This is a genomic window from Stutzerimonas frequens (assembly GCF_024448335.1).
GTDB classification, from domain to species: Bacteria; Pseudomonadota; Gammaproteobacteria; order Pseudomonadales; family Pseudomonadaceae; genus Stutzerimonas; species Stutzerimonas frequens.
Genome location: NZ_JAMOHM010000006.1, coordinates 39,310 through 65,364 on the forward strand (window position 1 = coordinate 39,310; position 26,055 = coordinate 65,364).

The following is a 26,055-nucleotide window of genomic DNA, read 5'->3' on the forward strand; positions in this document are numbered from 1 at the left end:
GGCCTGTAGCGAGGCGGCAACCGATGCATCGTGCCGCCTGTCCCATCAGAACTGCATTGGCAGCGCAGAGCAAGCCAACATCACTATGGCAGCAGCGCGGGGAATTCGATCCCTTGTGCGGGAATGGAAAATGTCGACGACCGACGGTCGCTGGCGAACCGCCGGGCTAAGTGGCTCGTCTGCCGCGGTCATCACGCCTGATGATGCAGCCAGGCATGCTTAGGAATCGCTGCGCTGCGTCTACTGCGTTCGAATCGCTGCCAGACCTTCTCGTGGAAGTAGAAACCTACTGAATTGCACAGCGGCTCGATGGCGGCGACCAGTCCGCCGATGGCGATGCTGCCGGTCAGCGCGTAGGTCACCGAAAAGGCGATGCAGAAATGCATCAGGGTGAACGTCACGGTCTTGAGCATGGCCTGTCTCCTTGTGCAGTCGAGAATCGTTCTCGCGACAAGGAGAGTCTGGTCCAGGTCGAGCAATGTCTGAAATCAACGTTCTGCATGTGCGACATAGCGCCACACTATTTGTGTTTGGAATTGTTGCCAGGCGCCTATTCGCGCGGTTCGAGGGCTCTATGTCGGGCCTTTCGCAAGCCGCATTCAGACCAAAGTCGGGTGGCGTTCGCCCGACCCACGCCTAAAGTAGCCGCCCCTGCTCCCACCGGGGGGTAGCGACCGTGGAGACAGATTCCAATGCACAATGAAAATGTTTACCGGCAGATATATGCCAATCCGCGTTTCCAGGAGCTGGTGGCCAAGCGCGGGCGTTTCGCCTGGCTGCTGTCGGCCGTCATGCTCAGCGCCTACCTGGCGTTCATCCTGTTGATCGCCTTCGAGCCGAAGATCCTCGGCATTCCGCTGTCCGCCAATACCGTGACCACCTGGGGCATTCCGGTGGGCGTCGGAGTGATCTTCATGGCGTTCATCCTGACCGGTGTCTATGTGCAGCGTGCCAACGGTGAGTTCGATCGCATCAACCAGGAAATCCTCAACGAGGCACAGAAATAATGATCCTGCGTTTCCTGATGACTGCCCTGCTGTTGGCAGTCTCGCCCGCGCTGCTCGCCGATGCCATTACCGGCGAAGTCCAGAAACAGGCCACCAACTACACCGCCATCATCATGTTCGTGGTGTTCATCGTGTTCACCATGGGCATCACCAAGTGGGCGGCCAAGCGCAACACCTCGACCGCTGACTACTACACCGCCGGCGGCAGCATCACCGGCTTCCAGAATGGTTTGGCAATTGCCGGCGACTTCATGTCGGCGGCGTCCTTCCTGGGCATCTCCGCGCTGGTCTACACCAGCGGCTATGACGGCCTGATCTACTCCATCGGCTTCCTCGTCGGTTGGCCGATCATCCTGTTCCTGATGGCTGAACGCCTGCGCAACCTGGGCAAGTTCACCTTCTCCGACGTGGCGTCCTATCGCCTCGGCCAGACGCAGATCCGTCTGCTCTCGGCATTCGGCTCGCTGATCGTGGTGGCCTTCTACCTGATCGCGCAGATGGTCGGTGCCGGCAAGCTGATCCAGCTGCTGTTCGGCCTGGACTACTACGTGGCTGTGGTGCTGGTCGGTGTGCTGATGGTCATGTACGTGCTGTTCGGCGGTATGCTGGCGACCACCTGGGTACAGATCATCAAGGCGGTGCTGCTGCTGTCGGGCGCCAGTTTCATGGCCATCATGGTGATGAAGACGGTCGGCTTCGATTTTGGCAGCCTGTTCGCCGAGGCGGTGAAGATTCACGACAAGGGCGCGCAGATCATGAGCCCGGGCGGCCTGGTCTCCGACCCGATCTCGGCGATCTCCCTGGGCCTGGCGCTGATGTTCGGTACCGCCGGCCTGCCGCACATCCTGATGCGCTTCTTCACCGTGTCCGACGCCAAGGAAGCGCGCAAGAGCGTGTTCTACGCCACCGGCTTCATCGGCTACTTCTACATCCTGACCTTCATCATCGGCTTCGGCGCGATCCTGCTGGTCAGCACCAACCCGGACTTCAAGGACGTGACCGGTGCCATCGTCGGCGGCACCAACATGGTCGCCATCCACCTGGCCAGCGCCGTGGGCGGCAACCTGTTCCTCGGCTTCATCTCCGCGGTCGCCTTCGCCACCATCCTCGCGGTAGTGGCCGGCCTGACCCTGGCTGGTGCCTCGGCGGTTTCCCATGACCTCTATGCCTGCGTGATCAAGCAGGGCAAGGCGCGGGAAGAGGACGAGATGCGTGTGACCAAGCTGACCACCCTGACCCTGGGCGTGGTGGCGATCCTGCTCGGCATCATCTTCGAGAAGCAGAACATCGCCTTCATGGTCGGCCTGGCGTTCTCCATCGCCGCCAGCTGCAACTTCCCGGTGTTGTTCCTTTCCATGTACTGGAAGGGACTGAGCACCCGAGGGGCGCTGTTCGGCGGTGCGCTGGGTCTGATCACTGCGCTGGTGCTGACCATTATCAGCCCGACCGTATGGGTCGACGTGTTCGGTTATGCCGAGGCGATCTTCCCCTACAAGTACCCGGCGCTGTTCTCCATGGTCGCCGCCTTCGTCGGCATCTGGTTCTTCTCGGTCACCGATAAGTCCAAGCGGGCAGGGGAGGAGCGCGAGCGCTTCTTCGCCCAGTTCGTCCGCTCGCAGACTGGTCTGGGCGCAACCGGCGCCGTCGCTCACTAAGGCGAACGCTAGTAGGAAAAGGGCAGCCCTCGGGCTGCCCTTTTTCGTTCTCGGTGAAGACTCGAGGGCTGCAACAGCCCCATCCTGCGCCCATAGTGCCTGCCTGGAACCGCGCGGTCAGCCCCATGAGCCAAGGGTTTGCAAGGGGCATTCATCAATCTGATGGATGCCAGTGCGCCCTCGTGCATTCGCTAGACTCGCTGCCACTACCCGAACAACAAAAGGCAGTAGAACGATGCACAATCGCATGATGATCACAGGCGCCGGTTCTGGACTCGGGCGGGAAATCGCCCTGCGCTGGGCACGTGATGGCTGGCAGCTGGCGCTTTCCGACGTCAATGTAGCTGGTTTGACGGAAACCCTGAAAATGGTTCGCGAGGCGGGTGGCGATGGCTTCACCATGCGCTGTGACGTGCGTGACTACAGCCAGCTGATCGCCTTCGCCCAGGCCTGCGAGGAGAAGCTCGGCGGCATCGATATCGTGGTCAACAACGCCGGCGTGGCATCGGGCGGCTTCTTCGACGAGCTGTCGCTGGAGGACTGGGACTGGCAGATCGCGATCAACCTGATGGGCGTGGTCAAGGGCTGCAAGGCGTTCCTTCCGCTGGTGCAGAAGAGCAAGGGCAAGATCATCAACATCGCCTCCATGGCGGCGCTGATGCAGGCGCCGGGCATGAGCAACTACAACGTGGCCAAAGCCGGCGTGGTGGCGCTCTCGGAAAGCCTGCTAGTCGAGCTGCGCCAGGCCGAGGTCGGCGTGCATGTGGTCTGCCCTTCGTTCTTCCAGACCAACCTGCTGGACTCCTTCCGCGGGCCGACGCCGAACGTCAAGGCGCAGATCGGCAAGTTGCTGGAATCCTCGCCAATCACCGCGGCGGACATCGCTGACTACATCCATCAGCAGGTTGCCAAGGGCGAGTTCATGATCCTGCCGCACGACGAAGGACGCATGGCCTGGAAGGTCAAGCAGCAGAATCCGCAGGCGATTTATGACGAGATGGCGCTGCTCGCCGAAAAGAAGCGGGCCAAGAGCAAGGCTGTCTGAAACCGCCCGGCCGCTGTGGTTGCCTCCAGAGAGGGTCGGGAGTAGGGTTGCCTGTCCGGTTTCGTACCGTAACCCTATGGAACGCTTGTGAATTTCTCCTCCCGCGGACTGTTGATGCTGGCCTTGGTGCTGGCAGCGATCAACCTGCGCCCTGGCATCACCTCCTTCGCCCCGCTGATCGAACGCATCGCCGAAGAGCTGGCCCTGTCCCGTGGCCTGATCAGCCTGACCACTGCCTTGCCGGTATTGCTGATGGGCCTGCTGGCGCCGCTGGCACCGCGGCTGGCGGTGCGCTTCGGGCTGGAGCGCAGCATTGCCCTGTGTCTTGGCCTGATCGCCGCGGCACTGGTGCTGCGTCTATTCGGCCACAATGCCGTGTTGCTGATCGTCACTGCCGGCCTGGTCGGTGCCGGCATCGCCGTTGCCGGTCCGCTGCTGTCCGGCTTCATCAAACGCTACTTCCTCGAACGCATGGGCAAGGTCGCTGCCTGGTACTCGCTGAGCATGGCGGTGGGCGGGACCCTCGGCGTGGTGCTGACGGCGCCTGCGGCCCAGGTGCTGGGCGAGCGGTGGACGGCTGGCCTGGCGATCTGGGCGCTGCCGGCAGTGACGGCGCTGCTGATCTGGCTGCGTCTGCCCAATCAGCCGGAAGCCGCCAGTGAAAGCGCTGCCGGCCTGCCCTGGAAGGAGCCGCGGGCCTGGCTGCTGAGCATCTATTTCGCGCTGCAGGCCGGGCTGTTCTATGCGCTGGCCACCTGGCTGGTGGCGCGTTATCACGAGGTGGGCTACAGCCTGCTGCAAAGCAATGCGTTCTTCAGTGGCTTCATGCTCATCGGCCTGCCGAGCGCCTTCGCCATGCCCTGGCTGGCGCAGCGCCTGGGCAACCGTCATCGCATCATGGCGACCTGCGGTGTGCTGGCGACGCTGTGCCTGGCGCTGATCGCGCTGCGACCCGGCTGGCAGCCGTTGGTGGTCTGCATGCTGCTGGGCGTTGCACTCAATGGCACCTTTTCCCTGGCGCTGATCTCGCCGATGTACGAAGCCGGTACGCCGCTGGCCGTCAGTCGGCTCACCGCGATGATGCTTTGCACCGGCTACTGCCTGGCCTGCCTGACCCCGGTGCTGGCCGGACTCGGCCGCGATCTGGCCGGGGACTACCGCATGCCGTTCCTGGTGCTGACCGGCATGGCGGCGTGCATGTCGCTGCTCGCGATGCGCCTGCGGCCGCGCCATGTCGAGCGCTGAGTGGTCCTGCTGTGGCCTGCGTCACCGCTTGCCGTGCCGCGGATGACCGGCTCGCCATGCTGTGCTAGAAAGCTCGCCGTCCCTGTCCCAACCTAGCGCGCCGGAGTTCTGCTTGGAGTCTGAATCCATCGTTTATGGCTGTATCCGCGATTGGCCGTCCGCCGACCTCGAGCAGTGCCGCCAGCGCCGGGCGCACAATCTCGCCGCCGTGCAGGCGTTGCCGCAGGGTGAGGCCTGGCCGTTCATCGGCCGCGAGATGTTTTCCTTCTGCCGTGACGAGGACCTGGGCTTGTACCAGACCCAGGTGATCCATTTCGGCGCCAGCTATCGCGCAGTGGAGTACGAGTGGGCGCTGTGGGTGCAGCGTTTCGAGGCGCTGCTCAAGCAGCTCTACTGGACCAGCGCCGTGGTGCATCTGGAGACCGAACTCAATGGCACCCACACCTTTCGCTGGGAAACCGAAACGGGCAGTCACAGCCCGCAGCACAGCGATATGCGCATGCGGTGCGCCTGGGAGCGGGAAAGCGGGTTGCTCGGCTGATGCGCTGAGGCGTCAGTCCAGCCATTCCTTCGGCACGTCGCGCTTCAGTGCGAGCTGGCATTGCTGACTGTCAGCGTCGAAGACGATCACGGCTTCGCCCCTGTCCAGCGCGCGGCGGACCCGCGCGACCCGGGTGTCCAGCGGGGTTTCGTCGCCGTTGTCGGTGCCGTCACGGGTGACGAAGTCCTCGATCAGGCGGGTCAGGGTGTCCGATTCGAGCTGGTCGTGGGGTATGAGCATGGGTCGTCTTCGTCGGCATCGGGCTGGCCACGAGGGATGCGGCCTAGAACGCGACGTCCTGTAGGTAGTTGTCCAGGCAAGCATACAGCTGTTGGCTTTCCAGCGGTTTGCCAATGAACTCGTCCATTCCAGCCTCGAGGCCTCGCTGGCGATGTTCGGCCAGTACATGGGCAGTTACTGCGATGATCGGCACCGCGGGTAACTGGCGGTCCGCCTCGAACTTGCGTATCTGCCGGCTGGCCTCGAAGCCGTCGAGTTCCGGCATCTCGCAGTCCATCAGGATCAGCTGCACCGCTGCGGGATCACGGCGGTAGAGATCGACCGCCTGGCGGCCATTGTCGGCCAGCTGCACGGCGTAGCCCCGCTTCTTGAGCAGCCCGCGCACCACCATCTGGTTCACCGGGTTGTCCTCGGCGACGAGGATGCACGGTTCGTCGTGCCGAGGTGCGACGGCTGCAGAGGCAGGCTCACCGGTCAGCGGAGGCTCTTGCGCATACAGCGTCTGCAGCGCTTCGCGTAGCGGCGTGCTCTGCAGCGGCAACGCCAGGCTGATGAGACGTATCCCAGGCGAGGGCGGCGGCGGCTCATGGATCGGTGAATAGAGCATCAGCACGCGCTGATTGGGCTCCAGATGCGGGCGCAAGCGCGCCAGCCACTCGGTGGGGCTACCGGGCCAGGGCGCGAGCAGCACCAGCAGCGGCGGTGCGGTGAAATCGCAGAGATAGTCGGGCAGCCGTTCCGGCGTCTGGCATCGCTCGGTGCGCATGCCCCAGCGGCGCAGCAGGTGGCTCAGCGCTTCCAGGCCCTGTGCATCCTGAGACGCGAGCAGGGCGGGGCGGCCGGCGAGCAGCTGCGCCAGGGAATCTTCTCCATCCGTGGCGGCATGCAGCGGTATCTCGAAACAGAAACGACTGCCGCGGCCCGGCGTACTCTGCACCTCGATATGGCCGTTCATCATTTCCACCAGCTCCTTGCTGATCGCCAGCCCGAGGCCGCTGCCACCGTAGCGGCGCGTCGTGCTGGAGTCGCCCTGGGCAAAGGATTCGAACAGCTGTTCGAGCACTTCCTGGCGCATGCCGATGCCGCTGTCGCTGACGCAGAACACCAGGCGAGGCTCACCGTCTTGCGTCCGGCGGCAGGAAACCTCCAGCACCACGTGACCGTGCTCGGTGAACTTCAGCGCATTGCTCAGCAGGTTCATGAGGATCTGCTTGAGGCGTGTCGGGTCGCCGCGAATGCGCCGCGGCACGCCAGGCTCGAGGCCGACGTGCAGGCTCAGCTGCTTTTCCAGTGCCTGTGCGGTGAATAGCCGGATGGTTTCGGAAATCAGTATCTCCAGATCGAAGTCGATGTCCTCGAGGCTCAGCTTGCCCGAGCCGATGCGGGCGTAATCGAGGATGTCGTTGATCACCGCCATCAGCGAGTTGCCGGAGCTGGAGATGGTGTCCAGGTAGAACTGCTGGCTGCGGTCCAGCGGCGTCTCGCGCAGCAGTTCGAGCATGCCGAGCACGCCGTTCAGCGGGGTGCGAATTTCGTGGCTCATCTTGGCCAGGAAGCGGCTTTTCGCCTCGTTCTCGCTGGCGGCCCGCTCGGCGGCCTCGCGCGAACGGTAGCCTTCTTCCTTGAGCAGGTTGATGCGGTCGGCGAGGCCGATCGACAGGGTGATCAGTTCGAAGGCGACGCTGGCCTTGACCACCGCCGAGCCGTACAGACCGAGCAGCTCGAAGCCCAGGGAGCCAGCGGTGACCAGGATGAAGGAAGCGAGGAGCACGCCCCAGGCCAGGGTGTAGTACACCCCGTAACGCACGCCGCGGCGCCAGACGAAAGCGCCGGTGAGCAGCAGGCCGGTCGAGGTGACGATCACGGTGATGCTGGCCAGAATGCTCCAGGTCTGCACGTCCAGCAGCAACCCGGAAAGCATGCTGCCGAGCGCCACCAGCAAGGTGCAGCGCAGTACCAGGTCGAGCCCGGGGAACAACTCGCGGGTATGCAGGAAGTGCCGGCTGAACTGGATGGCAATCAGGCAGTGGCTGAACATCAGCACGTAGATGCCCTGTGCGACCAGCCCACCGTCATCGGCCAGCCATTTGACCAGAAAACCGTCGAACGACAGGGCGAACAGCCCGACATTGACCGTGTAGATCAGGTACCAGAAATAGGCCGGCTCGCGCAGCGAAGCGAACAGGAACAGGTTGTAGCAGAACATCGCGAACAGCACGCCGTAGAACGCGCCGCTCAGGCCGCTCAGCTCTTCATGCTGTGCAGCACTGGAGTTGTAGGTGCCAAAGTACAGCGGGACGTAGAGGGTGCTGGTGGTCTTGATGCGCAGCAGCAACCGAGTGTCGCCGGGCGGCAACTCCACCGGAAACCAGAAGTTGCGCACCTTCACCGGTCGGTCGACGAATGGGTAGCGATCACCGGTGAGCTGTTGGCTGAGGCTGCCGTCGGGGTACTGCAGATACAGCTCGATATGGTCCAGCAGAGGATAGTTGATCTCGATGAAACCGCTCAGCGGCTGATCCAGGCGATTGTCCAGCGTCGCCTGCAGCCACCAGGTCGATGTGTTCTTGCCTTCATTGACGTGCCCGCCCTTGACCTCGCGGAAGCGGTCGTCGGGCAGGGCCAAGACCTCCTCGACGTGCAGCTCGCCGTTCGGGTCTTCCAGGTAGAGGGTCCCGTTACCCAGCGGCTGGCGCGTGTCGAGCGAATCGAGAACCACGGGCGCGAACGCCCACGCCTGAAGCGACAGGCAAAACAGCAGCAGAGCCAGGCATGAACGCGGCAACATGATCTGATCCGGCAGGGTGCTGCCCGGAAGCGGGCAGCACATATTAGTAGAGCGATGTGACGGTACCGATTCCTTGGGCTCTACATGGCGCCTCAGAGTGCCGCACGTCCTTGTCCAGCTAACTTTGCCGAGTTAAACGTCGAGCGGCAAGCCTTGGCTGCCGGAAGAAAGCGCCTCGTCACGTAAGCCTTTGGCTCAGCTGTCGCGCTCGTTGGCATGACGGCCGACAAGGGTATCGACTGGCGGCACGCGGGTGTCATTCTCCATCTGCGCTTCGTGCTCCAGCTGGTGACTGAAGCGTTCGAGGGAGTCCTGGGTGTGATGGGCGTCGCTGGCGAACACCGGCGCGCTCAGCATGTAGCTGCAGAGCAGCCGGCTCATTGCCGCAAGACTGTCGATATGGGTGCGCTCATAGCCGTGGGTGGCGTCGCAACCGAAGGCCACGAGTGCGGTGCGAATGTCGTGACCTGCTTCGATCGCCGACTGGGCATCACTGTGGTAGTAGCGAAACAGATCGCGGCGCACCGGGATCTCGTGTTCACCGGCCAGCTTGAGCAGATGGCGCGACAAGTGGAAATCATAAGGGCCGCCGGAATCCTGCATGGCCACGGTCACCGCATGCTCGCTGGAGGCCTGGCCCTTGGCCGCCGGAGCAATATCGATGCCGACAAACTCGCTGACGTCCCAGGGCAGGGCGCCGGCCGCACCTGAGCCGGTCTCTTCGGTGATGGTGAACAGCGGATGTACGTCGATCGGCGGCTCGCGACCGCTTTCGACGATGGCCTTGAGGGACGCCAGCAGGGCGGCGACACCAGCCTTGTCGTCGAGGTGGCGAGCGCTGATATAGCCGCTTTCGGTGAATTCCGGCATCGGGTCGAAGGCGACGAAGTCGCCGACGTTGACCCCCAGCGCGCAGGTTTCGGCGTGGCTGTAGGTATAGGCATCCAGGCGCAGCTCGACGTGATCCCAGCTGACCGGGGCCTCGTCCACTGCTGTGTTGAAGGCATGCCCGGAGGCCAGCAGTGGCAGCACACTGCCGCGGATCACGCCAGTATCGGTGAAAACGCTGACGCGGCTGCCTTCGGCGAAGCGGCTCGACCAGCAGCCGACGGGGGCCAGGCCGAGGCGGCCGGAGTCGTGAACCTCGCGGACGATCGCGCCGATGGTGTCGAGGTGCGCGGCGACTGCGCGGTCTGGGCTGTAGCGGCGACCCTTGAGCGTGGCGCGGATGGTGCCGCGGCGGGTCATCTCGAAGGGGATGCCCAGTTCGGTCAGGCGCTCGGCGACGTAGCGCACAATGGTGTCGGTGAAACCGGTGGGGCTGGGAATGGCGAGCATTTCCAGCAGTACCCGTTGCAGGTAGTTGAGGTCGGGTTCGGGTAGTTTTGCGGTCATGGAAACCTCCCGTTGGGCGGCGGCTCGCAGCCAGCCAATGAGATGAATGGGGAAAAATCGAAGGGCACCAGGGTGCCCTGGATCGACTGCCTGCCCGGCGCGAGGCCGGGCGGGTCGCTCAGCCGGCGACGCTGAGCGGAAAGAGCAGGTCGATGAAGCGCTCGGCGGTCGGCTGTGGCTCGTGATTGGCCAGGCCGACGCGCTCGTTGGCTTCGATGAAGACGTACTCCGGCTGGTCCGGCGCCGGCACCAGCAGGTCCAGGCCGACCACCGGGATATCCAGCGCACGGGCGGCGCGCACCGCGGCATCGCTCAGCTCCGGATGCAGCTGAGCGGTGACATCCTCCAGCGTGCCGCCGGTATGCAGGTTGGCGGTACGGCGCACGGACAGGCGCTGGCCGGCGGGCAGCACGCTGTCGAATTCGAAACCTGCGTCGCGCAGGCAGCGCTGGGTTTCCTCATCCAGCGGAATATGGCTCTCGCCGCCGGTGGCGGCCTGGCGTCGCCGGCTCTGCTTCTCGATCAGCGCGCCGATGCTGGTGCGACCGTCTCCAATGACTTCCGCTGGCCGGCGGATCGCCGCAGCGACCACCTCGTAGCCGATGACCACGATGCGCAGGTCCAGTCCCGGGTGGAAACTTTCCAGCAGTACGCGGCTGTCGAACTGCCGCGCGCGCTGGATGGCTTCCTCCATCTCGACGGCGTCGCGCAGATCCACCGCCACCCCCATGCCCTGTTCGCCGTCCACCGGCTTGACCACCACGCTGCCGTGCTCGGCAAGGAAAGCCGCGTTGTCTGCCGGTGTGCCCGCCAGCTGCTGCGCCGGGAGGCGGATGCCTGCGTGGGAGAGGGTTCGGTGAGTCAGGCGCTTGTCCTGGCAGAGGGTCATGCTCACCGCCGAGGTCAGGTCGGAAAGCGACTCGCGGCAGCGCACCCGCCGGCCGCCCTGGGTCAGGGTAAACAGCCCGGCTTCGGCATCGTTGATCTCGATCTCGATGCCACGCCGGCGAGCTTCGTCGACGATGATCTTGGCGTACGGGTTGAGCTTGGCCTCCGGCCCCGGACCGAGGAACAGCGGCTGGTTGAAGCTGTTCTTGCGCTTGACGGTGAAGGTCTGCAGATCACGAAAGCCGAGCTTGGCGTAGAGCGCCTTGGCCTGCTGATTGTCGTGCAGCACGGACAGATCCAGATAAGCCAGGCCACGGCCCATGTAGTGCTCGATCAGATGGCGCACCAGCGCCTCGCCGACGCCGGGCCGCGGGCAACTGGGTGAGACTGCCAGGCACCAGAGGCTCGAGCCGTTCTCCGGATCATTGAAGGCGCGGTGGTGATCAATGCCCATCACGCTGCCGATGATCTGCCCGGAGGTTTCGTCCTCGGCCAGCCAGTACACCGGGCCGCCCTTTTCTCGAGGCGTGCAGCGCTCCGGGTCGACCGGCATCATGCCGCGCGACTGGTACAGGCCGTTGATCGCATGCCAGTCCGCCTCGCTCTGTGCGCGGCGTACGCAGAAGCCGCGGAAGGGCTTCTGCGAGGGGCGATAGTCGCTGAACCAGATGCGCAGCGTGTCCGAGGGGTCGAGGAACAGCTGTTGTGGTGCGTAGGACAGCACCTGATGCGGCGCTGCGACATACAGCGCGATGTCACGCTCGCCGGCCTGCTCGTTGAGCAGTTCGGCCGCCAGCTGCGCCGGATCGGAATAAGTGTGGCCAACCAGGATGCGGCCCCAGCCGCAGTGCAGGGTCACCGGGCCGCAGGGCTCCTCGTGGCCGTCCTCCGCGAAGCGTGCCTGCAAGCGCTGGTAGGTCGGTGCCTGCCCGCGCAACAGACGCTGACCGTAGGCTTGGGACTTCTGCATGGTACGTTCCTTGATGCTAGGTCACGAAGCAGCGGGTCGCGGGGCGAAGTGTCCGCCCCTTGATGCAAGCCAACCGCAGCCGTTCGTGAGCGGGTTATCGGGGCTTTCGCGACAAGGCGAACTCATCGGCGGCCCCTAAAGGCCTTGCTCGCTCAACCATAGGTTGACCGCCGCCAGCTGCCAGAGTTTTGAACCGCGCAGCGGGGTGAGCTGGCCATCCGGATCGGCGAGCAGCTTCTCCAGCATCTGCGGGTTGTACAGCCCGCGCTCCTGGCTGGGGTCGAGCAGCATTTCGCGCACCCAGTTCAACGTGGCGCCCTGCAGGTGCTTGAGGCCCGGCACCGGAAAATAACCCTTGGGTCGGTCGATCACCGCGGCGGGGATCACCTGGCGTGCGGCTTCCTTGAGCACGTACTTGCCGCCTTCCGGCAACTTGAATTTCGCCGGGATGCGTGCCGACAGCTCGGCCACGCGATAGTCGAGGAATGGCGTGCGTGCCTCCAGACCCCAGGCCATGGTCATGTTGTCGACGCGTTTGACCGGGTCGTCGACCAGCATCACCGTGCTGTCGATGCGCAGCGCCTTGTCCACCGCAGCCTCGGCCCCCGGCTGGGCGAAGTGCTGACGGACGAACTCGCCGGAGAAATCGCCCTTGACCCACTGCTGCTGCATGGTTTCGGCGTATTCCTCGTAGCTGCGGTCGCGGAACGCAGCGAGGTAGGCCGCCACCGGGTCCTCGGCGCCATCCACCTGCGGATACCAGTGGTAGCCGGCGAACAGTTCGTCGGCGCCCTGACCGCTCTGCACCACCTTGCAGTGCTTGGCCACTTCCCGCGAGAGCAGGTAGAAGGCGATGCAGTCGTGGCTGACCATTGGCTCGCTCATCGCCTGGAAGGCGGCCGGCAGCTGCTCGAGGATTTCCTTTTCCTGGATGCGCAGCTGATGATGGCGGGTGTTGTAGTGCTTGGCGATGAGGTCCGAGTACTTGAACTCGTCGCCGCGCTCGCCGCCGGCGTCTTCGAAGCCGATGGAGAAGGTCAGCAGGTTGTCGTCGACACCGGCCTCTCGCAGCAGGCCCACCAGCAGGCTGGAATCGACGCCGCCCGAAAGCAGCACGCCGACGTCCACTGCCGCGCGCTGACGGATCGCCACCGCCTCGCGCATGGTGTCCAGGGTCAGGCTTTTCCAGTCCTCGAAGCTGTAGTCGCGTTCCTCCTCATGCGCGCCGAAGCGCAGGTTCCACCAGCGTTCGGTGGTGGTCGTGCCGTCGGCGTCGATGCGCATCCAGCTGGCCGGCGGCAACTTCTCGATGCCGGCAATCAGCGTGTCCGGCGCCGGCACCACTGCGTGGAAGCTCATGTAGTGGTTCAGTGCCACCGGATTCAGCACGCCGGCGATATCGCCGCCCTTGAGCAGCGCCGGCAGCGAAGAGGCGAAGCGCAGGCGCTGGTCGGTGCGCGACAGGTACAGCGGCTTGACGCCGAGGCGGTCGCGGGCAATGAACAGTTGCTGGCGGTCGCGCTCCCAGATGGCGAAGGCGAACATGCCGTTCAGACGCGGCAGCAACGCCTCGCCCCAGGCATGGAAGCCTTTGAGCAATACCTCGGTGTCTCCTTCGGAGAAGAAGCGATAGCCGAGATTTTCCAGCTCGGCACGCAATTCGGGGTAGTTGTAGATGGCGCCGTTGAAGACCATCGACAGGCCGAGGGCCGAGTCGATCATCGGCTGGCCGGAGGCCTCGCACAGATCCATGATCTTCAGGCGTCGATGGCCAAGCGCCAGCGGCCCTTGGCTGTGAAAACCGCACGCGTCGGGGCCGCGCGCAGTCAGGTGTTGGGTGATGCGTTCAACCGCGGCCAGGTCGGCCGGGAGGTTATCGAAACGAAGTTCTCCAGCTATGCCACACATAAAGTCCTTACCGGTTTTGCCGTTGGGGAGTGTGACTGACCCGTCATCATCGAAGTTCAGCTTTTCGGACCAGCGCAGCGGCGCTGGTTCAGGCTCGATCGGGTCAGTCATCTTTTTACACCAAAGCAAAATAATGCTTTGATGTCAAAGTTAATGAGCCACATGAAAGCGTATTCATGGCTGAAGAAACCGTTTCAAATGAAAATAATCTTGCCGGGCTTCAGGCCTTCGAGATGCCGCTGTTCCAGGCCATGCGCCGACTGCAGCAGGACGCCGAGGTGCATGCCAAGCGGCTCGCCCGTTTCGGCGGCTTGAGCCCCGTGCAGTTGATGATCCTGCAAGTGCTGGCCAGCGAGGGACAGATGACCGCCAGCGCCCTGAGCCGGCGCGTGAGCTTGACCGCCGCGACGCTGTCCGGTCAGCTGGATCGGCTCGAGGAACGCGGGCTGTTGCAGCGTCAGCGTGACGATCAGGATCGCCGCCGCCAGTGGCTGCTGCTCAGCGACAGCGGCCGGGAACTGCTGGAGGACGCGCCAGCCTTGCTGCCGCCGGAATTCCGCGCGCGGTTCGCCGCACTGCCGCAGTGGGAACGCCATGCGCTGACTGCCGCTTTGCTGCGCGCCGCCGAGCTGTGCGGCGACATGGAGTGAGGCGACCTAGCGCGGGTTCTCCAGGCTCTTCACCGTCAGTTCCAGCGCCTTGCGCATGTCCAGTCGTGCCGAGCGGCCGACATCGTTGTCATCCAGCCGATAACCGCGCTCGGACGGCAGGATCGGCGCCGTCAGGTCGTCCGCCTCGGCCGGCTCGAAGTCCGAATCGCGGCCGATGGTCATGGCGCTGCGGCGCAGCAGTTCACGCACCTGATCGGGGGTGAGTTCCGGATTGACCGACAGCATGGCCGCTACCGCGCCGGCCACCAGTGGCGTGGCGTAGGACGTGCCGCAGTGCACGTCGCCGCGCTGTTTCGGATCGAGCGTGGCGGCGCGCGTACAGGCTGCGGCGGTGATGTCCACACGCATGTCGACATTGGATGACTTGCGCTTGCGCACATAGTCCGGGTGTTCCACCGAGACATCCTTGTCGTTGCGCTCATGGCCACCGACCACCAGCAGCTGCTCAGTGATGAAGGAGGAGGGCAGGCGGTAGTCGTCGCGGCTCGAGTGAGCGGAGCCGTTGCCGGCGGAATTGATCACCAGCACGTCGGGGTGCTCGCGGCGCAGCCAGAGGAAGAACTCTTCCAGCAACTCCTCGTAGCCGCTCATGGCGATGCCCGAGCGCAGCAGCGAATCCACCGGCTCGCCTTCCACGTCCAGCGTGCCGATGCGATGGATGCCCCAGCTCCAGTTGAGAATCCGTGCGCCATCTTCGACCAGATTCACCGAGGCCGCGACGTTGGCGGTGATGCCGGCATCCGAGTTGCGCTCGACGATCACTTCGAAGCCCGGTCCGGTGCCGTCCAGCGAGGCGAGAAAGCCCTGGTCGCGGGCGTCGCTGGCGTGCGCGGCGAGAATGCCGGTCACGCTGCTGCCATGGTTGTCCGGCTTGTCGGCGTCGCGGGCGTAGAGGCAGGTGCGCTGCTGCTGCGGATCGCAGGGCTGCAGGTATTCGGCGAAGTGCGGCGCGTCGAAGTCCACCGCACGCTCGATGATGCCGATGCGCACCGGCTTGCGCTCCGCGGCGCGCTGGCCGTCCGGGATGCGTTCACGGTAGTAGTCGACCGCATCGAGGAAGCGGTTGGCGGCCCATTCGCGGTTCTGTTGAGGCTGCTGCCTCGGCTGTTCCTGCTCCTCGTTTTCCGCCGCGGATTCCTCGATCACCACCGCATCTACGCCTTCCTCGCTGCCCAGGCGCAACACCATGGCATCGCGCTCGATCAGGTTGTCCACGGGCAGGCGCAGCTGATAGGTATTGAGCGGGGGGATGGCGCCGACCAGCTTCGCCCCATACTTCTCGGCCAGCTGCTGTGCCTTCGCCAGGCCTTCATGGTCTTCCTCGATGATCAGGCTGACCAGATCGACATAGGTGGTCAGCCCGTCCATGTTGCGCGTCACCTCATCCGCCCTGGCCGCGACCACCTGGCTACGTCCGGCCGACAGCCAGACCGGATTGCTGCGCCGGCCGCCGTGCTCCAGCCACAGCGGGCCGCTGCGTAGCTCGTCAGGCGCGAGGGTCAGGCGCATGCGCTCGCCGTCGCGGCGGATCTGCTCGGCACGCAGCGGGCGACCGTCGAGCTTAAGCTCCACCTCGCTTTCCGGAAGTCCGCGGGTTCGCAGGCACCAGCTCAGCGCCTGCTTGGAGAACAGGTCACCGCATCGCTGCAGCTGGGTGATACGCATGTCCTGATCGGCTGTAGCGGCTTGTGTCAGCAAGGCGCCCAGTAGGCTCAGGGCGATGATGGTCGAGCGGTATGCAGTCATGGTTCAGCGTCGTTGCAGGTAGTTCACGCTGAACAGTTCGCGCCGATCGGTCCACTGGCCACGGCAGTCGAAGCCGGCTGTGTCCGCCAACGCGACGAAGGATTCCAGCGTGTACTTGTAGGAGTTTTCCGTGTGCAGGCTTTCCCCGGCGTCGAAATGAAAGCGCCGGCCTTCGATGGTCACGTCCTGGGCCTCGGGGCTGATCAGATGCATCTCGATGCGCGATTCGTTCTCGTTGAAAAATGCTCGATGGACGAAACGCGACGGATCGATGTCGCTGTCCAGCTCGTTGCGGATGCGCTGCAGCAGGTTGAGGTTGAAGGCGGCGGTCACGTGGGCGCGGTCGTTGTAGGCGGCCTCGAGCACGGCGCGCTCCTTGACCAGGTCGACGCCGATCAGCAGCCCGCCGCCGGCCGGGAGCACGTCGTGCAAACGCTGCAGGAAGGCCCTGGCCTCGGCGGGGGTGAAGTTGCCGATGCTCGAGCCGGGGAAGAACACCAGCGGGTGCTCGCTGGAGAAGTCGTCCGGCAGGTTCAGTTCATGGGAAAAGTCGGTACAGGCGGCATGCACCTCCAGCCAGGGATAGTCCGCCGCCAGCCGTTGGGTGCTGCTGAGCAGGAAGTCCTCGGAGATGTCGATGCCCAGGTAGCTGGTCGGGTGCAGCGCCTCCAGCAGTAGGCGGACCTTGCGGCTGGCGCCGCTGCCCAGCTCGATCAGGTCGCTGTGAGGGCCGGCGATATCGAGGATGTCGTTGGCCGCCTCGGCAAGGATCTGTTCCTCGGTGCGGGTGATGTAGTACTCCGGCTGCCGACATATCTGCTCGAACAACTCGGATCCGCGCCGATCATAGAAGAACTTCGGTGACGCCCACTTCGGCGTGGCGGCGAATCCGGCCAGGGTCTCGTCGCGCAACGAGGCCTCATGCGGCTGCTGCAGCTGATCGTGAAAATGAATCGCCAGGGCCATGCTCAGAGTCCTCGTGCCAGGCGCAGCCCGGCGAACTGCCAGCGCATCGCCGGCTGGAAGAAGTTGCGGTAGGTGACCCGCACGTGGGATTCCGGCGTGGCGCAACAGCCTCCGCGCAGCACCATCTGGCCGGACATGAATTTGCCGTTGTATTCACCGAGGCTGCCTTCCAGCGGGCGGAAGCCGGGGTAGGGCAGGTAGGCGCTGGCTGTCCATTCCCAGACATCGCCGAACAGCTGCAGCGGGCCGTCGTGGCCGGTGGGCGCGGCGACCGGTTGCAGGTAGTCGCTCTCGAGAAAGTTGCCACGTAGCGGCTGGTCGGCCGCCGCCATCTCCCACTCGGCCTCGCTCGGCAGGCGTGCGCCGGCCCAGCGTGCATAGGCATCAGCCTCGTAGTAGCTGACGTGGCAGACCGGTGCTTCCAGGTCCAGCGTGCGCAGCCCGCCCAAGGTCATTTCATGCCAGGCTTCGTCTTCTCGCAGCCAGTACAGCGGTGCGTTCCAGCCGGCCTGCTGGATCAGGTCCCAGCCGTCGGAAAGCCACAGCTCCGGCCGGGCGTAGCCGCCGTCAGTGATGAACGACAGGTACTCGCCGTTGGTTACTAGCCGCTCGGCAAGCTGGAAGTCCTCGACGAACTGGCGATGCCGCGGTGTTTCGCAATCGAAGGCGAAATCACTGCCGGCATGGCCGATGTGCTGCACCCCACCGGCATAGTCATACCAGCGGGGGCGCGCCGGGCGGCTCGGCAACGGGCTGGCCAGGTCGTCGCGATAGACCGGATGCAGCGGGTTCTGCGCCAGGATGTGCTTGATGTCCATCAGCAGCAGTTCCTGATGTTGTTGCTCGTGCTGCAAGCCCAGCCCGACCCGCCGGACGATCTCGGCGGCCTGCTCGCGAGGCGGGTTGGCTAGCAGCTCGCCGATTGCCTGGTCCACCTGCTCGCGGTAGCGATAGACCTCCTTCACCCCGGGGCGGGAAAGCATGCCGCGTCGAGCCCTGGGGAACGGCACGCCGTGGGTCTGGTAGTAGGAATTGAACAGAAAGTCGTAGGCCTTGTTCTGGCATCGATAGCTCGGCAGGTAGGGCAACAGCACGAATGTCTCGAAGAACCAGGTGACATGCGCCAGGTGCCATTTCGGCGGGCTGACCTCCGGCATGCTCTGGATCACGTAATCCTCGATCTGCAGAGGCGCGCAGATCGCCTCGCTGGTCGCGCGCACCTGTCGATAGCGCTGCAGCAACTGATCGAGTTCGGCCAATGCCGGATGCGGCTGTTGTGCCAGGTTGCCCATGGCTGTCCCCCTAGGTTCTTGCGCGACCGAAACGGCCTCCCATAGCGACACGGGGCAAAGGGCAAAAGTTTCTGCCGGACGGGTAGGCCGTGGTGAAGAAATGCGCAATGCACGTGGTCACTCCCCGTATGAGCAAAGCAGGAGATCGAACGATGCGAAAGTCACTGGTCCTTTGTAGCGCGGCCGTTCTGGGGGCCTGCGGGCAGCACGACACCGCACCCTACACCGAGGCGGCGGGCGCGCCGAAAAGTATCGAGACCCGTGCGCTGGAGGCCGGCGCCCGTATGCTGCAGGGCCAGGCGCCGCTGAACGCGGTCAGCGCCTATCTCAACGGCTTCCATTTCTACAACGGCGACATGAACGGACAGATGGAGGCGCATCACTATGTCACCCGCCTCAACGAGGAGGTGATGCAGGCGCTGATCTATGACGGCAACGGCCGCGACGCCAAGCTGATGGGCGTGGAATACATCATCAGCGCGCGCCTGTTCGAAACGCTGCCGGAAGAGGAAAAGAAGCTCTGGCACAGCCACGACTACGAGGTGAAGTCCGGCACCCTGGTTGCGCCCGGCCTGCCTGAGGTGGCGGAGCGGCAGCTGATGGAGCAGGTGGTCAGCACCTACGGCAAGACCTGGCATACCTGGCACACCGATCGCGACAAGGAGCTGCCCTACGGTATTCCGGCGCTGATGATGGGCTTTACCGCCGACGGCCAGCTCGATCCGGCGCTGGAAAAGGCGCGCGATCGGCGTATTGGCGTGGATACCCGGGAGACCCGCCGCAACCGCCAATCGATTCCACAACCCTCGGTCCATCCTGCCGCCAATGCCTGGGAGCAGGGCGAGGTCATCCAGTTGCAGCGGGTGCGTGGCGCGGGTGAACACCGGCATGGCGATACGACCGGACCGGCGGAGATTCACGAGTCGGGCCGCCTGCAGCAACAGCAGCAACGCAGCGACCCGCGATGAACGCCGTGCCTATGGACTGTCCTGCAGGGGTGGTGTCGGGCGGATTAGGATTTCGTTGACGTCCACATGGGCCGGTTGCGACAGGGCATAGACCACCGCACGGCCGATGTCCTCCGGTTGCAGGGCGTAAGCCGGCGGCTCGTCGAACAGCGGCGTATCGACCATGCCCGGCTCGATCAGCGTGACCCGTACACCGCTGCCGCGCAGCTCCTCGCGCACGCTCAGGCCCATGCCGGTCACCGCCCATTTGCTGGCGCTGTACATCGAACCGGGAATGACGAAGCGCCCTGCCGCCGAGCCGGTGAGCAGCAGATGGCCGCGGCTGGCCTTCAGCGCGGCTAGCGTGCAGCGCAGCGTCAGCCCGACGCCGTAGACGTTGGTCAGCAGCATCTCCTTCCATACCGCCGGGTCGGCCGCGCTGAAGCCGCCTTCGCTGCCTGGTATGCCGGCGTTGGCGTAGACCGCATCGAGCTGGCCGAAGCGCTCCAGCACCTGCTGCACCATTGCCTGCTGTTCGGCGTAGTCGGTGACGTCGCAGCGGATGGCGATGGCGCGCTGCGGACCGATTTCATCAACCAGCCGCTGCAGCTTGTCCACCGAACGTGCGGCCAGTGCCAGGCGATAGCCGGCCTTGGCGGCCTGGCGCGCGGTGGCCGCACCGATCCCGGACGAGGCGCCGGTGATCAACAGAACGGGATCGCTCATGCCGCCTCCTCAGTAGTTCGGAGTGGTTTCCGGAATGGCGCTGGTGTCGGTGATGAAGGGCATCGTCCAGGGCTCCAGGGTGCAGCCCTTGTCGATCAGCTCCTGGCGGGTCTGCTCGATGACCTGGGCCATGCGCAGCGGGTCGGCGTAGTCGCGCACCTGCGCCACCCGGGCGAGTTCTTCGCCGCTGCCGTTCATCACGGTGAAACCGAAGCTGTCGTCTTCGGGGTTGGCGCTGGTCACGCAGCCACAGGGCAGAAAGGCTTCCGAGGCCAGTTGCATCGCGTTGTCCAGGCTCAGGGGCGTTGTGGTCATGATCGTCTCCGTTGCGTTGCCGTTGTCTGGAGTTGACCGCCATATGCCGGTGCCGTTTCCCCACAGCCGACCGGCTGTCGCTTGTGCAATGGCAGGCGCGGCACCATATTCATCGGCATGAGCATGCCTGCCCCCGATCCGCTGTGCCGCTTCCATCCCGCCGTGGCGGGCTGGTTTTCCCGCAGCTTTCCCGCCCCGACACCGGCTCAGGCAGCAGCCTGGCCGTTGGTACGCGCCGGTCGCTCGACTCTGGTCGCCGCGCCGACCGGTTCGGGCAAGACGCTGACCGCCTTTCTCGCCGCCATCGACGCGCTGGTGCAGCAGGGCCTGACCGAGGGCGGGCTGGTCGACGGCACCCAGGTGCTCTACGTGTCGCCGCTCAAGGCGCTGTCCAACGATATCCATATCAACCTCGAGCAACCGCTGGCCGGCATCGGCGCCGAGCTGCAACGGCTCGGCCTGCCGCCGGTGGACATTCGCACCGCTGTGCGCACCGGCGACACACCGCAGGCCGAGCGCAACGCGATGCGCAAGCGGGTGCCGCATATCCTGGTCACCACGCCGGAATCGCTCTACGTGCTGCTCGGCTCCGAGTCCGGGCGGCAGATGCTGCGCGATGTGCGCAGCGTGATCGTCGACGAGATCCACGCCATCGCCGGCAACAAGCGCGGCAGCCACCTGGCGTTGTCGCTGGAGCGGCTGGAGGCGCTCTGCGAACGGCCGCTGGTGCGCGTCGGGTTGTCCGCCACACAGAAGCCCATAGACGCGGTTGCGCGCTTTCTGGTCGGAACCGAGCGCCCTTGTGAGATCGTCGATATCGGCCATGGCCGCGCCCGCGACCTGGCGCTGGAAGTCCCGCCGGTGCCGCTGGAAGCGGTAATGAGCAACGATGCCTGGGCGCTGGTCTACGACCGCCTGGCCGCGCTGGCCGGCGAGCATCGGACCACCCTGGTGTTCGTCAACACGCGCCGCATGGCCGAGCGCACCACCCGCCATCTGGCCGAACGGCTGGGCGGCGCGGTGGTGGCGGCGCACCATGGCAGCCTGGCGCGCGAGCAGCGGCTGACGGCCGAGCAGAAGCTCAAACGCGGCGAACTGCGGGTGCTGGTGGCCACCGCCTCGCTGGAACTGGGCATCGATATCGGCGACGTGGAACTGGTCTGCCAGCTCGGCTCGCCGCGCTCGATAGCCGCCTTCCTGCAACGAGTAGGACGCGCCGGTCACCAGGTGGCGGGCGTATCCAAGGGGCGCCTGTTTCCCAGCTCGCGTGATGACCTGATCGAATGCGCCGCGCTGCTCGATGCCGTGCGCCGCAGCGAACTGGACACGCTGAGAATTCCCCCGGCGCCGCTGGACGTGCTGGCCCAGCAGATCGTCGCCGAGGTATCCAGCCGTGAATGGCAGGAGGATGCGCTGCTGGCGCTGCTGCGCCGGGCGATGCCCTATGCGGTGCTGGATGACGACACTTATCAGGCGCTGCTGAGGATGCTCGCCGAAGGCTATACCACTCGCCATGGCGCGCGCGGCGCCTATCTGCATCGCGACCTGGCGACCCGCAGCCTGCGCGGCCGCCGCGGCGGGCGGCTGACCGCGCTGACCTCCGGCGGCACCATCGCCGACAACTCCGACTACGCCGTGCTGCTGGAGCCGCAGGGGCTGAACATCGGCACGGTGAACGAGGATTTCGCCGTGGAGAGCCTGGCCGGGGACGTGTTCCAGCTCGGCAACACCTCCTACCGCATCCTCAAGATCGAGGCGGGGCGGGTGCGCGTGGAGGACGCCCAGGGCATGCCGCCAAGCATCCCGTTCTGGCTCGGCGAAGCGCCGGGGCGCAGCGACGAGCTGTCCTTCGCGGTCGCCCGCCTGCGCGGGGAAATCGACCAGCGCCTGGCCAGCGCCGAGTCGCAAGCGGCCGAACGCCTGCAGCCGGTGATCGATTGGCTCGCCGATACCCCAGGCATCCCTCGCGAAGCCGCGCAACAGATCGTCGAATACCTGGCCCGAGCGCGGGCGGCGCTGGGCGCGTTGCCGACCCAGCGGCGGCTGGTCATGGAGCGCTTCTTCGATGAGTCCGGCGGCACCCAGCTGGTGATCCACTCGCCCTATGGCAGCCGCATCAACCGCGCCTGGGGCCTGGCGCTGCGCAAGCGCTTCTGCCGCACCTTCAACTTCGAGCTGCAGGCGGCAGCCACCGAGGACGCGATCATCCTCTCGCTGTCGACCAGCCACAGCTTCGCGCTGGATGAGGTCTGGCGCTACCTGCATTCGGCCGGTGCCGAACAGGTGCTGATCCAGGCGCTGCTCGACGCGCCGCTGTTCGGCGTGCGCTGGCGCTGGATCGCCACTACCGCGCTGGCCCTGCCGCGCATGGCCGGTGGGCGCAAGGTGGCGCCGCAGCTGCAGCGTATGAAAAGCGAAGACCTGCTGGCCACGGTGTTCCCCGATCAGGTGGCCTGCCTGGAGAACATCGTCGGGGAGCGCGAAATTCCCGACCACCCGCTGGTGCGCCAGACCCTGGATGACTGCCTGCACGAGGCCATGGACAGCGAGGGTTGGTTGGCGCTGCTGCGGCGCATGGAGCGGGGAGAGGTCGAGCTGCTGACACGTGACCTGCCGGCGCCGTCGCCACTGGCCATGGAAATCCTCGGCGCGCGCCCGTACGCCTTTCTCGACGACGCCCCGTTGGAAGAGCGACGCACCCAGGCGGTGCTCGCCCGCCGTTGGCGCGATCCGGAATCGGCCGACGACCTTGGCGCGCTGGACCCCGAGGCGATAGCGGCGGTGGGGGCGGAGGCCTGGCCGGAAGCGCGCAACAGCGACGAGCTGCACGAGGCGCTGACGGCGCTGGGCTGCATCGCCGAGGCCGAAGCGGCGGAGCAGCCGCACTGGCTGCAATGGCTCGACGAGCAGGCCCGCGCGGGGCGGGCGACGCGCCTGCAGGTGGCTCACGACCGCGCGCTCTGGACCCCGCTGGAACGCCTGGCCTGGCTGCGCTCGATCTATCCGCAGGCGGCCTGCGAGCCGCGTCTGCCATTGCCGGCCGGCTATGACCAGCTGCTGGACGAAGAGGATGCGCTGGTGGAACTGATCCGCACCCGTCTGAGCGGTTTCGCGCCGCTGCCGGTGCCGCTGATCGCTAGACCGCTGGCCCTGCCGGCCTCGGCGGTGGCGCTGGCGCTGACCCGCCTGGAGGCCCAGGGCTATGTGCTGCGCGGGCGCTTCAGCCCGGGAGCGAGCGAGGACGAGTGGTGCGAGCGGCACCTGCTGGCGCGCATCCATCGCTACACGGTCAAGCGCCTGCGCCGCGAGATCGAGCCGGTGGAGCTTGCCGACTGCATGCGCTTTCTCGCCGACTGGCAACACCTGTCGGCGGGCACCCGCATGCAGGGGCGCGAGGCGTTGGGCACACTGGTCGAGCAGCTGGAAGGCTTCCAGGCGGCCGCGACGGCCTGGGAAAGCGATTTGCTGCCGGCCCGTCTGAAGGATTACGGCAGCACCTGGCTGGATGAGCTGTGCCGCTCCGGTCGCATTGTCTGGACGCGGCTGTCCGGGCGTCTCAAGGCCAGCTGCGGGCCGGTACGCGGCACGCCGATCGTGCTGTTGCCGCGGCGCCAGCTCGGTGCCTGGCATGCATTGGCCAGCGATGCGCCCGCGCCGGAACTGTCATCGCGGGCGCAACGCGTGTTCGATTGCCTGCAGACCCATGGCGCGCTGTTCTTCGACGAACTGCAGCACGACGCCCATCTGCTGCGCAGCGAGCTGGAGGACGCCCTGGGCGAACTGGTGGCGGTCGGGCTGGTGAACGCCGACAGCTTCGCCGGCCTGCGTGCGCTGCTGACGCCGGCCAGCAAGCGCTCGCGCACTGCGCGGCGAACCCGCGGAGGCGCCTTCATCGGCGGCATGGCCGATGCGGGCCGCTGGGCGCTGGTGCGCAAACCCGCCGAGGCCGAGGAAGCGCCCGGCCGCTCCGGCTTTTCGGCTGAGGCGCTGGAGCATATTGCCCGCGTGCTGCTGCGCCGTTACGGCGTGGTGTTCTGGCGACTGCTGGCGCGCGAGGCGGACTGGCTGCCGCCCTGGCGCGGGCTGTTGCGGGTCTACCACCGGCTGGAAGCGCGCGGCGAGATCCGCGGCGGGCGTTTCGTCGCAGGCGTGGCAGGCGAGCAGTTCGCCTTGCCGGAAGCGCTGGCGCTGTTGCGCGAGGTGCGCAAGCGGCCGTTGGCGGGCGAGCTGCTGGCGGTCTCGGCGGTCGATCCGCTGAACCAGTTGGGTACGCTGTTACCCGGCAGCAAGGTGCCGGCGCTGCCGGGCAACCGCATCCTCTACCGCGATGGCGTGCCGCTGGCGGCGCTGGTGGCGGGCAAGCCGCAGTGGTTGCTCGAACTCGACGAGCCGGCGCAGCGCGAGGCCCTGCGCCGGCTGACCTCGACGGGGCGCTGAGGCCCGGTCGTCAGCCGGCCTGGGCCAGGCACTTCAGACTGCCGAAGTCGCTCTGCAGCTGCGTCAGCCTGCCGCTCAGATGGTCGCGCTGGCTGTCGTCGGCGAGGCGATGGAGGTCGGCCACCAATTCCAGACCGGCCTGTTCTGCGCGTTGCAGCGCGGCGCGGTCGTCTTCGTTCAGCAGCGCTTCTCGATCCTGCAAGAGCCGAGCGATACGCTGATCGAAATCGGCGCCGTGGCGCTGCTCGACGGCGGCCAGCAGCATCGTCTGCCATTGCTCGCGGTTGCGCAGCCAGCGGCTGTTCTGCTCGCTCAGTGTGTGCGCCCAGGCCAGCACGCGCTGGCGCTGCTGTGCGTTCAACGGGCCGAACCAGTACTGCAGGCGGTCCTGCATGCGCTCGGCGCGCTCGCGGATCTGCTGTTCCAGCGGCGGCTCGAGGTATTTCTCCCGGTGCTCGCGGCGGTTCTCGTCCAACGCTTCGCGCAGCTCCTCGACTTGCGCGTCGTTCAATGCTCGCAGCAGATCAGTGGCGGTCGGGGTGACCTCCACGGCGATGCTGTGCATGGCATCGCGTACGCCGCGGTAGTGCGGCTCCAGATCGCCCGGCTCGAATGGGCCGTCGGCACTGCTGTGCTCCAGCCGGTCGAGCCTGGCAAGGAGTTCCGGCAACTGGGTGCTGCAGTGCCAGGCCAGGTGCTCGCGTAGCCGTTGGCGCAGTTCGCGCTGTTGGGTGCGGTCCAGATCCAGATAGTCGTTGAGCGTCCAGGGAATCAGCGTGTCGAGGTTGCGATAGACCAGCGTGGCGCGACTGCAGCCCGCCAGCAGCGTCGCGATCAGCAGCGTTAGCACAAGCAGTTGGGTGGTACGCATCCTCGGTTCCTCGCGGTCGGCGCCTTTTCCGTAGAGCCAAGGCGCTGGCGGTGGTTCGATCGAAGGGGGATCTGCTTGCCGTGGGCGAGCAAAGTTGGCCATGCCGTGGTCTTCAGAATAAGCGCCCGCCGCGTAGCGCGCGGCGGTGGACATTCCTACAGCAGTGGAGAGCAGCCATGAGCACTCAGATCAAGCATCTCAGCGGCGACGACGTACCCAAGGCCTGGCGGCCGACCTGGGCGGTGTGCTGGGTCGTGGAGCTGGACGGCACGATCATCGGTGGACCCTATGGCTCCGAGCAGGAAGCCCGTGCGGTGGCTGACGGCGAGCAGGAGCCACGCATCTTGCAGACCCCTGCACCGTAAGCGGCGCCGTCTGGAGCGGCGCAGCGAGTATCAATGA

At 65.7% G+C, this 26,055-nt stretch carries 21 protein-coding genes; 9 read left to right on the forward strand and 12 right to left on the reverse strand.

What is annotated here, in order from left to right; all coding sequences use genetic code 11:
• Positions 1 to 191: 191 nt before the first annotated feature.
• Entirely contained in the window at positions 192 to 413 is a 222-nt protein-coding gene (locus tag NAO55_RS10270) for a DUF2061 domain-containing protein (RefSeq protein WP_013982257.1), read from the reverse strand.
• A gap of 279 nt (positions 414 to 692) precedes the next feature.
• Here NAO55_RS10270 and NAO55_RS10275 point away from each other — a divergent pair, with 279 nt between their 5' ends.
• The 5 genes from NAO55_RS10275 to NAO55_RS10295 all read left to right on the forward strand — a co-directional run bounded on the left by NAO55_RS10275 (position 693) and on the right by NAO55_RS10295 (position 5,493).
• A complete protein-coding gene (locus NAO55_RS10275; protein ID WP_023445032.1) occupies positions 693 to 1,007 on the forward strand; it encodes a DUF485 domain-containing protein in 315 nt (104 codons plus the stop codon).
• Positions 1,007 to 2,662, forward strand: a complete 1,656-nt coding sequence (locus NAO55_RS10280) for a cation acetate symporter (RefSeq protein WP_063541384.1) — start codon at positions 1,007 to 1,009, stop codon at positions 2,660 to 2,662. The genes NAO55_RS10275 and NAO55_RS10280 overlap by 1 nt, the downstream gene beginning before the upstream one ends.
• Before the next feature lie 235 nt (positions 2,663 to 2,897).
• The gene (locus NAO55_RS10285; RefSeq protein ID WP_102840790.1) at positions 2,898 to 3,707 is read left to right on the forward strand and encodes an SDR family oxidoreductase; all 810 of its coding nucleotides are present in this window, start codon (positions 2,898 to 2,900) and stop codon (positions 3,705 to 3,707) included.
• 114 nt (positions 3,708 to 3,821) lie between these two features.
• On the forward strand, positions 3,822 to 4,952 hold the full coding sequence (locus NAO55_RS10290) for an MFS transporter (RefSeq protein ID WP_102840791.1): 1,131 nt from the start codon (positions 3,822 to 3,824) through the stop codon (positions 4,950 to 4,952).
• A gap of 112 nt (positions 4,953 to 5,064) precedes the next feature.
• Positions 5,065 to 5,493, forward strand: coding sequence for a hypothetical protein (locus NAO55_RS10295; protein WP_011912607.1), 429 nt, complete (start codon positions 5,065 to 5,067; stop codon positions 5,491 to 5,493).
• A gap of 12 nt (positions 5,494 to 5,505) precedes the next feature.
• Here NAO55_RS10295 and NAO55_RS10300 read toward each other — a convergent pair whose 3' ends face one another.
• From NAO55_RS10300 to NAO55_RS10320, 5 genes are all read right to left on the reverse strand, one after another.
• Positions 5,506 to 5,733 (reverse strand): YheU family protein, encoded by a 228-nt coding sequence (locus NAO55_RS10300; protein ID WP_063541387.1) that lies wholly within the window; start codon positions 5,731 to 5,733, stop codon positions 5,506 to 5,508.
• Between the two features lie 43 nt (positions 5,734 to 5,776).
• Positions 5,777 to 8,521 carry a hybrid sensor histidine kinase/response regulator gene (locus tag NAO55_RS10305; RefSeq protein WP_102840955.1) on the reverse strand — a complete coding sequence of 915 codons (2,745 nt, stop codon included), beginning with the start codon at positions 8,519 to 8,521 and terminating at the stop codon, positions 5,777 to 5,779.
• Positions 8,522 to 8,716: 195 nt separating this feature from the next.
• Positions 8,717 to 9,916 carry an osmoprotectant NAGGN system M42 family peptidase gene (locus NAO55_RS10310; RefSeq protein WP_102840792.1) on the reverse strand — a complete coding sequence of 400 codons (1,200 nt, stop codon included), beginning with the start codon at positions 9,914 to 9,916 and terminating at the stop codon, positions 8,717 to 8,719.
• Between the two features lie 118 nt (positions 9,917 to 10,034).
• Positions 10,035 to 11,774: an N-acetylglutaminylglutamine synthetase gene (gene ngg / locus NAO55_RS10315; protein WP_102840793.1), complete on the reverse strand. Its 1,740-nt coding sequence runs from the start codon at positions 11,772 to 11,774 to the stop codon at positions 10,035 to 10,037.
• A gap of 135 nt (positions 11,775 to 11,909) precedes the next feature.
• Positions 11,910 to 13,682, reverse strand: a complete 1,773-nt coding sequence (locus NAO55_RS10320; protein ID WP_102840956.1) for an N-acetylglutaminylglutamine amidotransferase — start codon at positions 13,680 to 13,682, stop codon at positions 11,910 to 11,912.
• Between the two features lie 176 nt (positions 13,683 to 13,858).
• Between NAO55_RS10320 and NAO55_RS10325 the strand changes: the two genes are divergently transcribed.
• Entirely contained in the window at positions 13,859 to 14,332 is a 474-nt protein-coding gene (locus NAO55_RS10325) for a MarR family winged helix-turn-helix transcriptional regulator (protein ID WP_102840794.1), read from the forward strand.
• A 6-nt stretch (positions 14,333 to 14,338) separates the two neighbouring features.
• On the opposite strand, the gene NAO55_RS10330 is transcribed toward NAO55_RS10325, so the two are convergent.
• From NAO55_RS10330 to egtB, 3 genes are read right to left on the reverse strand one after another with little or no spacing between them, the layout of a single operon-like run.
• Positions 14,339 to 16,099: a S8/S53 family peptidase gene (locus tag NAO55_RS10330; RefSeq protein ID WP_102840795.1), complete on the reverse strand. Its 1,761-nt coding sequence runs from the start codon at positions 16,097 to 16,099 to the stop codon at positions 14,339 to 14,341.
• 3 nt (positions 16,100 to 16,102) lie between these two features.
• Positions 16,103 to 17,065: an L-histidine N(alpha)-methyltransferase gene (egtD, locus tag NAO55_RS10335; protein WP_063541395.1), complete on the reverse strand. Its 963-nt coding sequence runs from the start codon at positions 17,063 to 17,065 to the stop codon at positions 16,103 to 16,105.
• A gap of 2 nt (positions 17,066 to 17,067) precedes the next feature.
• Positions 17,068 to 18,357 carry an ergothioneine biosynthesis protein EgtB gene (egtB, locus tag NAO55_RS10340; RefSeq protein WP_102840796.1) on the reverse strand — a complete coding sequence of 430 codons (1,290 nt, stop codon included), beginning with the start codon at positions 18,355 to 18,357 and terminating at the stop codon, positions 17,068 to 17,070.
• A gap of 152 nt (positions 18,358 to 18,509) precedes the next feature.
• On the opposite strand from egtB, the gene NAO55_RS10345 reads away from it, so the two are divergent.
• Positions 18,510 to 19,325 (forward strand): OBAP family protein, encoded by an 816-nt coding sequence (locus NAO55_RS10345; protein ID WP_102840797.1) that lies wholly within the window; start codon positions 18,510 to 18,512, stop codon positions 19,323 to 19,325.
• 9 nt (positions 19,326 to 19,334) lie between these two features.
• Here the strand turns inward: NAO55_RS10345 and NAO55_RS10350 are convergent, their stop codons facing one another.
• Together NAO55_RS10350 and NAO55_RS10355 are read right to left on the reverse strand one after the other, a co-directional pair.
• Positions 19,335 to 20,030: an SDR family oxidoreductase gene (locus tag NAO55_RS10350; protein ID WP_102840798.1), complete on the reverse strand. Its 696-nt coding sequence runs from the start codon at positions 20,028 to 20,030 to the stop codon at positions 19,335 to 19,337.
• A gap of 9 nt (positions 20,031 to 20,039) precedes the next feature.
• Entirely contained in the window at positions 20,040 to 20,345 is a 306-nt protein-coding gene (locus NAO55_RS10355) for a hypothetical protein (protein ID WP_102840799.1), read from the reverse strand.
• A 117-nt stretch (positions 20,346 to 20,462) separates the two neighbouring features.
• On the opposite strand from NAO55_RS10355, the gene NAO55_RS10360 reads away from it, so the two are divergent.
• Positions 20,463 to 24,782, forward strand: a complete 4,320-nt coding sequence (locus tag NAO55_RS10360; RefSeq protein ID WP_102840800.1) for a DEAD/DEAH box helicase — start codon at positions 20,463 to 20,465, stop codon at positions 24,780 to 24,782.
• A gap of 10 nt (positions 24,783 to 24,792) precedes the next feature.
• Here NAO55_RS10360 and NAO55_RS10365 read toward each other — a convergent pair whose 3' ends face one another.
• On the reverse strand, positions 24,793 to 25,653 hold the full coding sequence (locus tag NAO55_RS10365; RefSeq protein ID WP_102840801.1) for a DUF6279 family lipoprotein: 861 nt from the start codon (positions 25,651 to 25,653) through the stop codon (positions 24,793 to 24,795).
• A 176-nt stretch (positions 25,654 to 25,829) separates the two neighbouring features.
• Here NAO55_RS10365 and NAO55_RS10370 point away from each other — a divergent pair, with 176 nt between their 5' ends.
• Complete coding sequence (locus tag NAO55_RS10370; RefSeq protein WP_063541407.1) at positions 25,830 to 26,018, forward strand: hypothetical protein; 189 nt, start codon at positions 25,830 to 25,832, stop codon at positions 26,016 to 26,018.
• Positions 26,019 to 26,055: the final 37 nt, after the last annotated feature.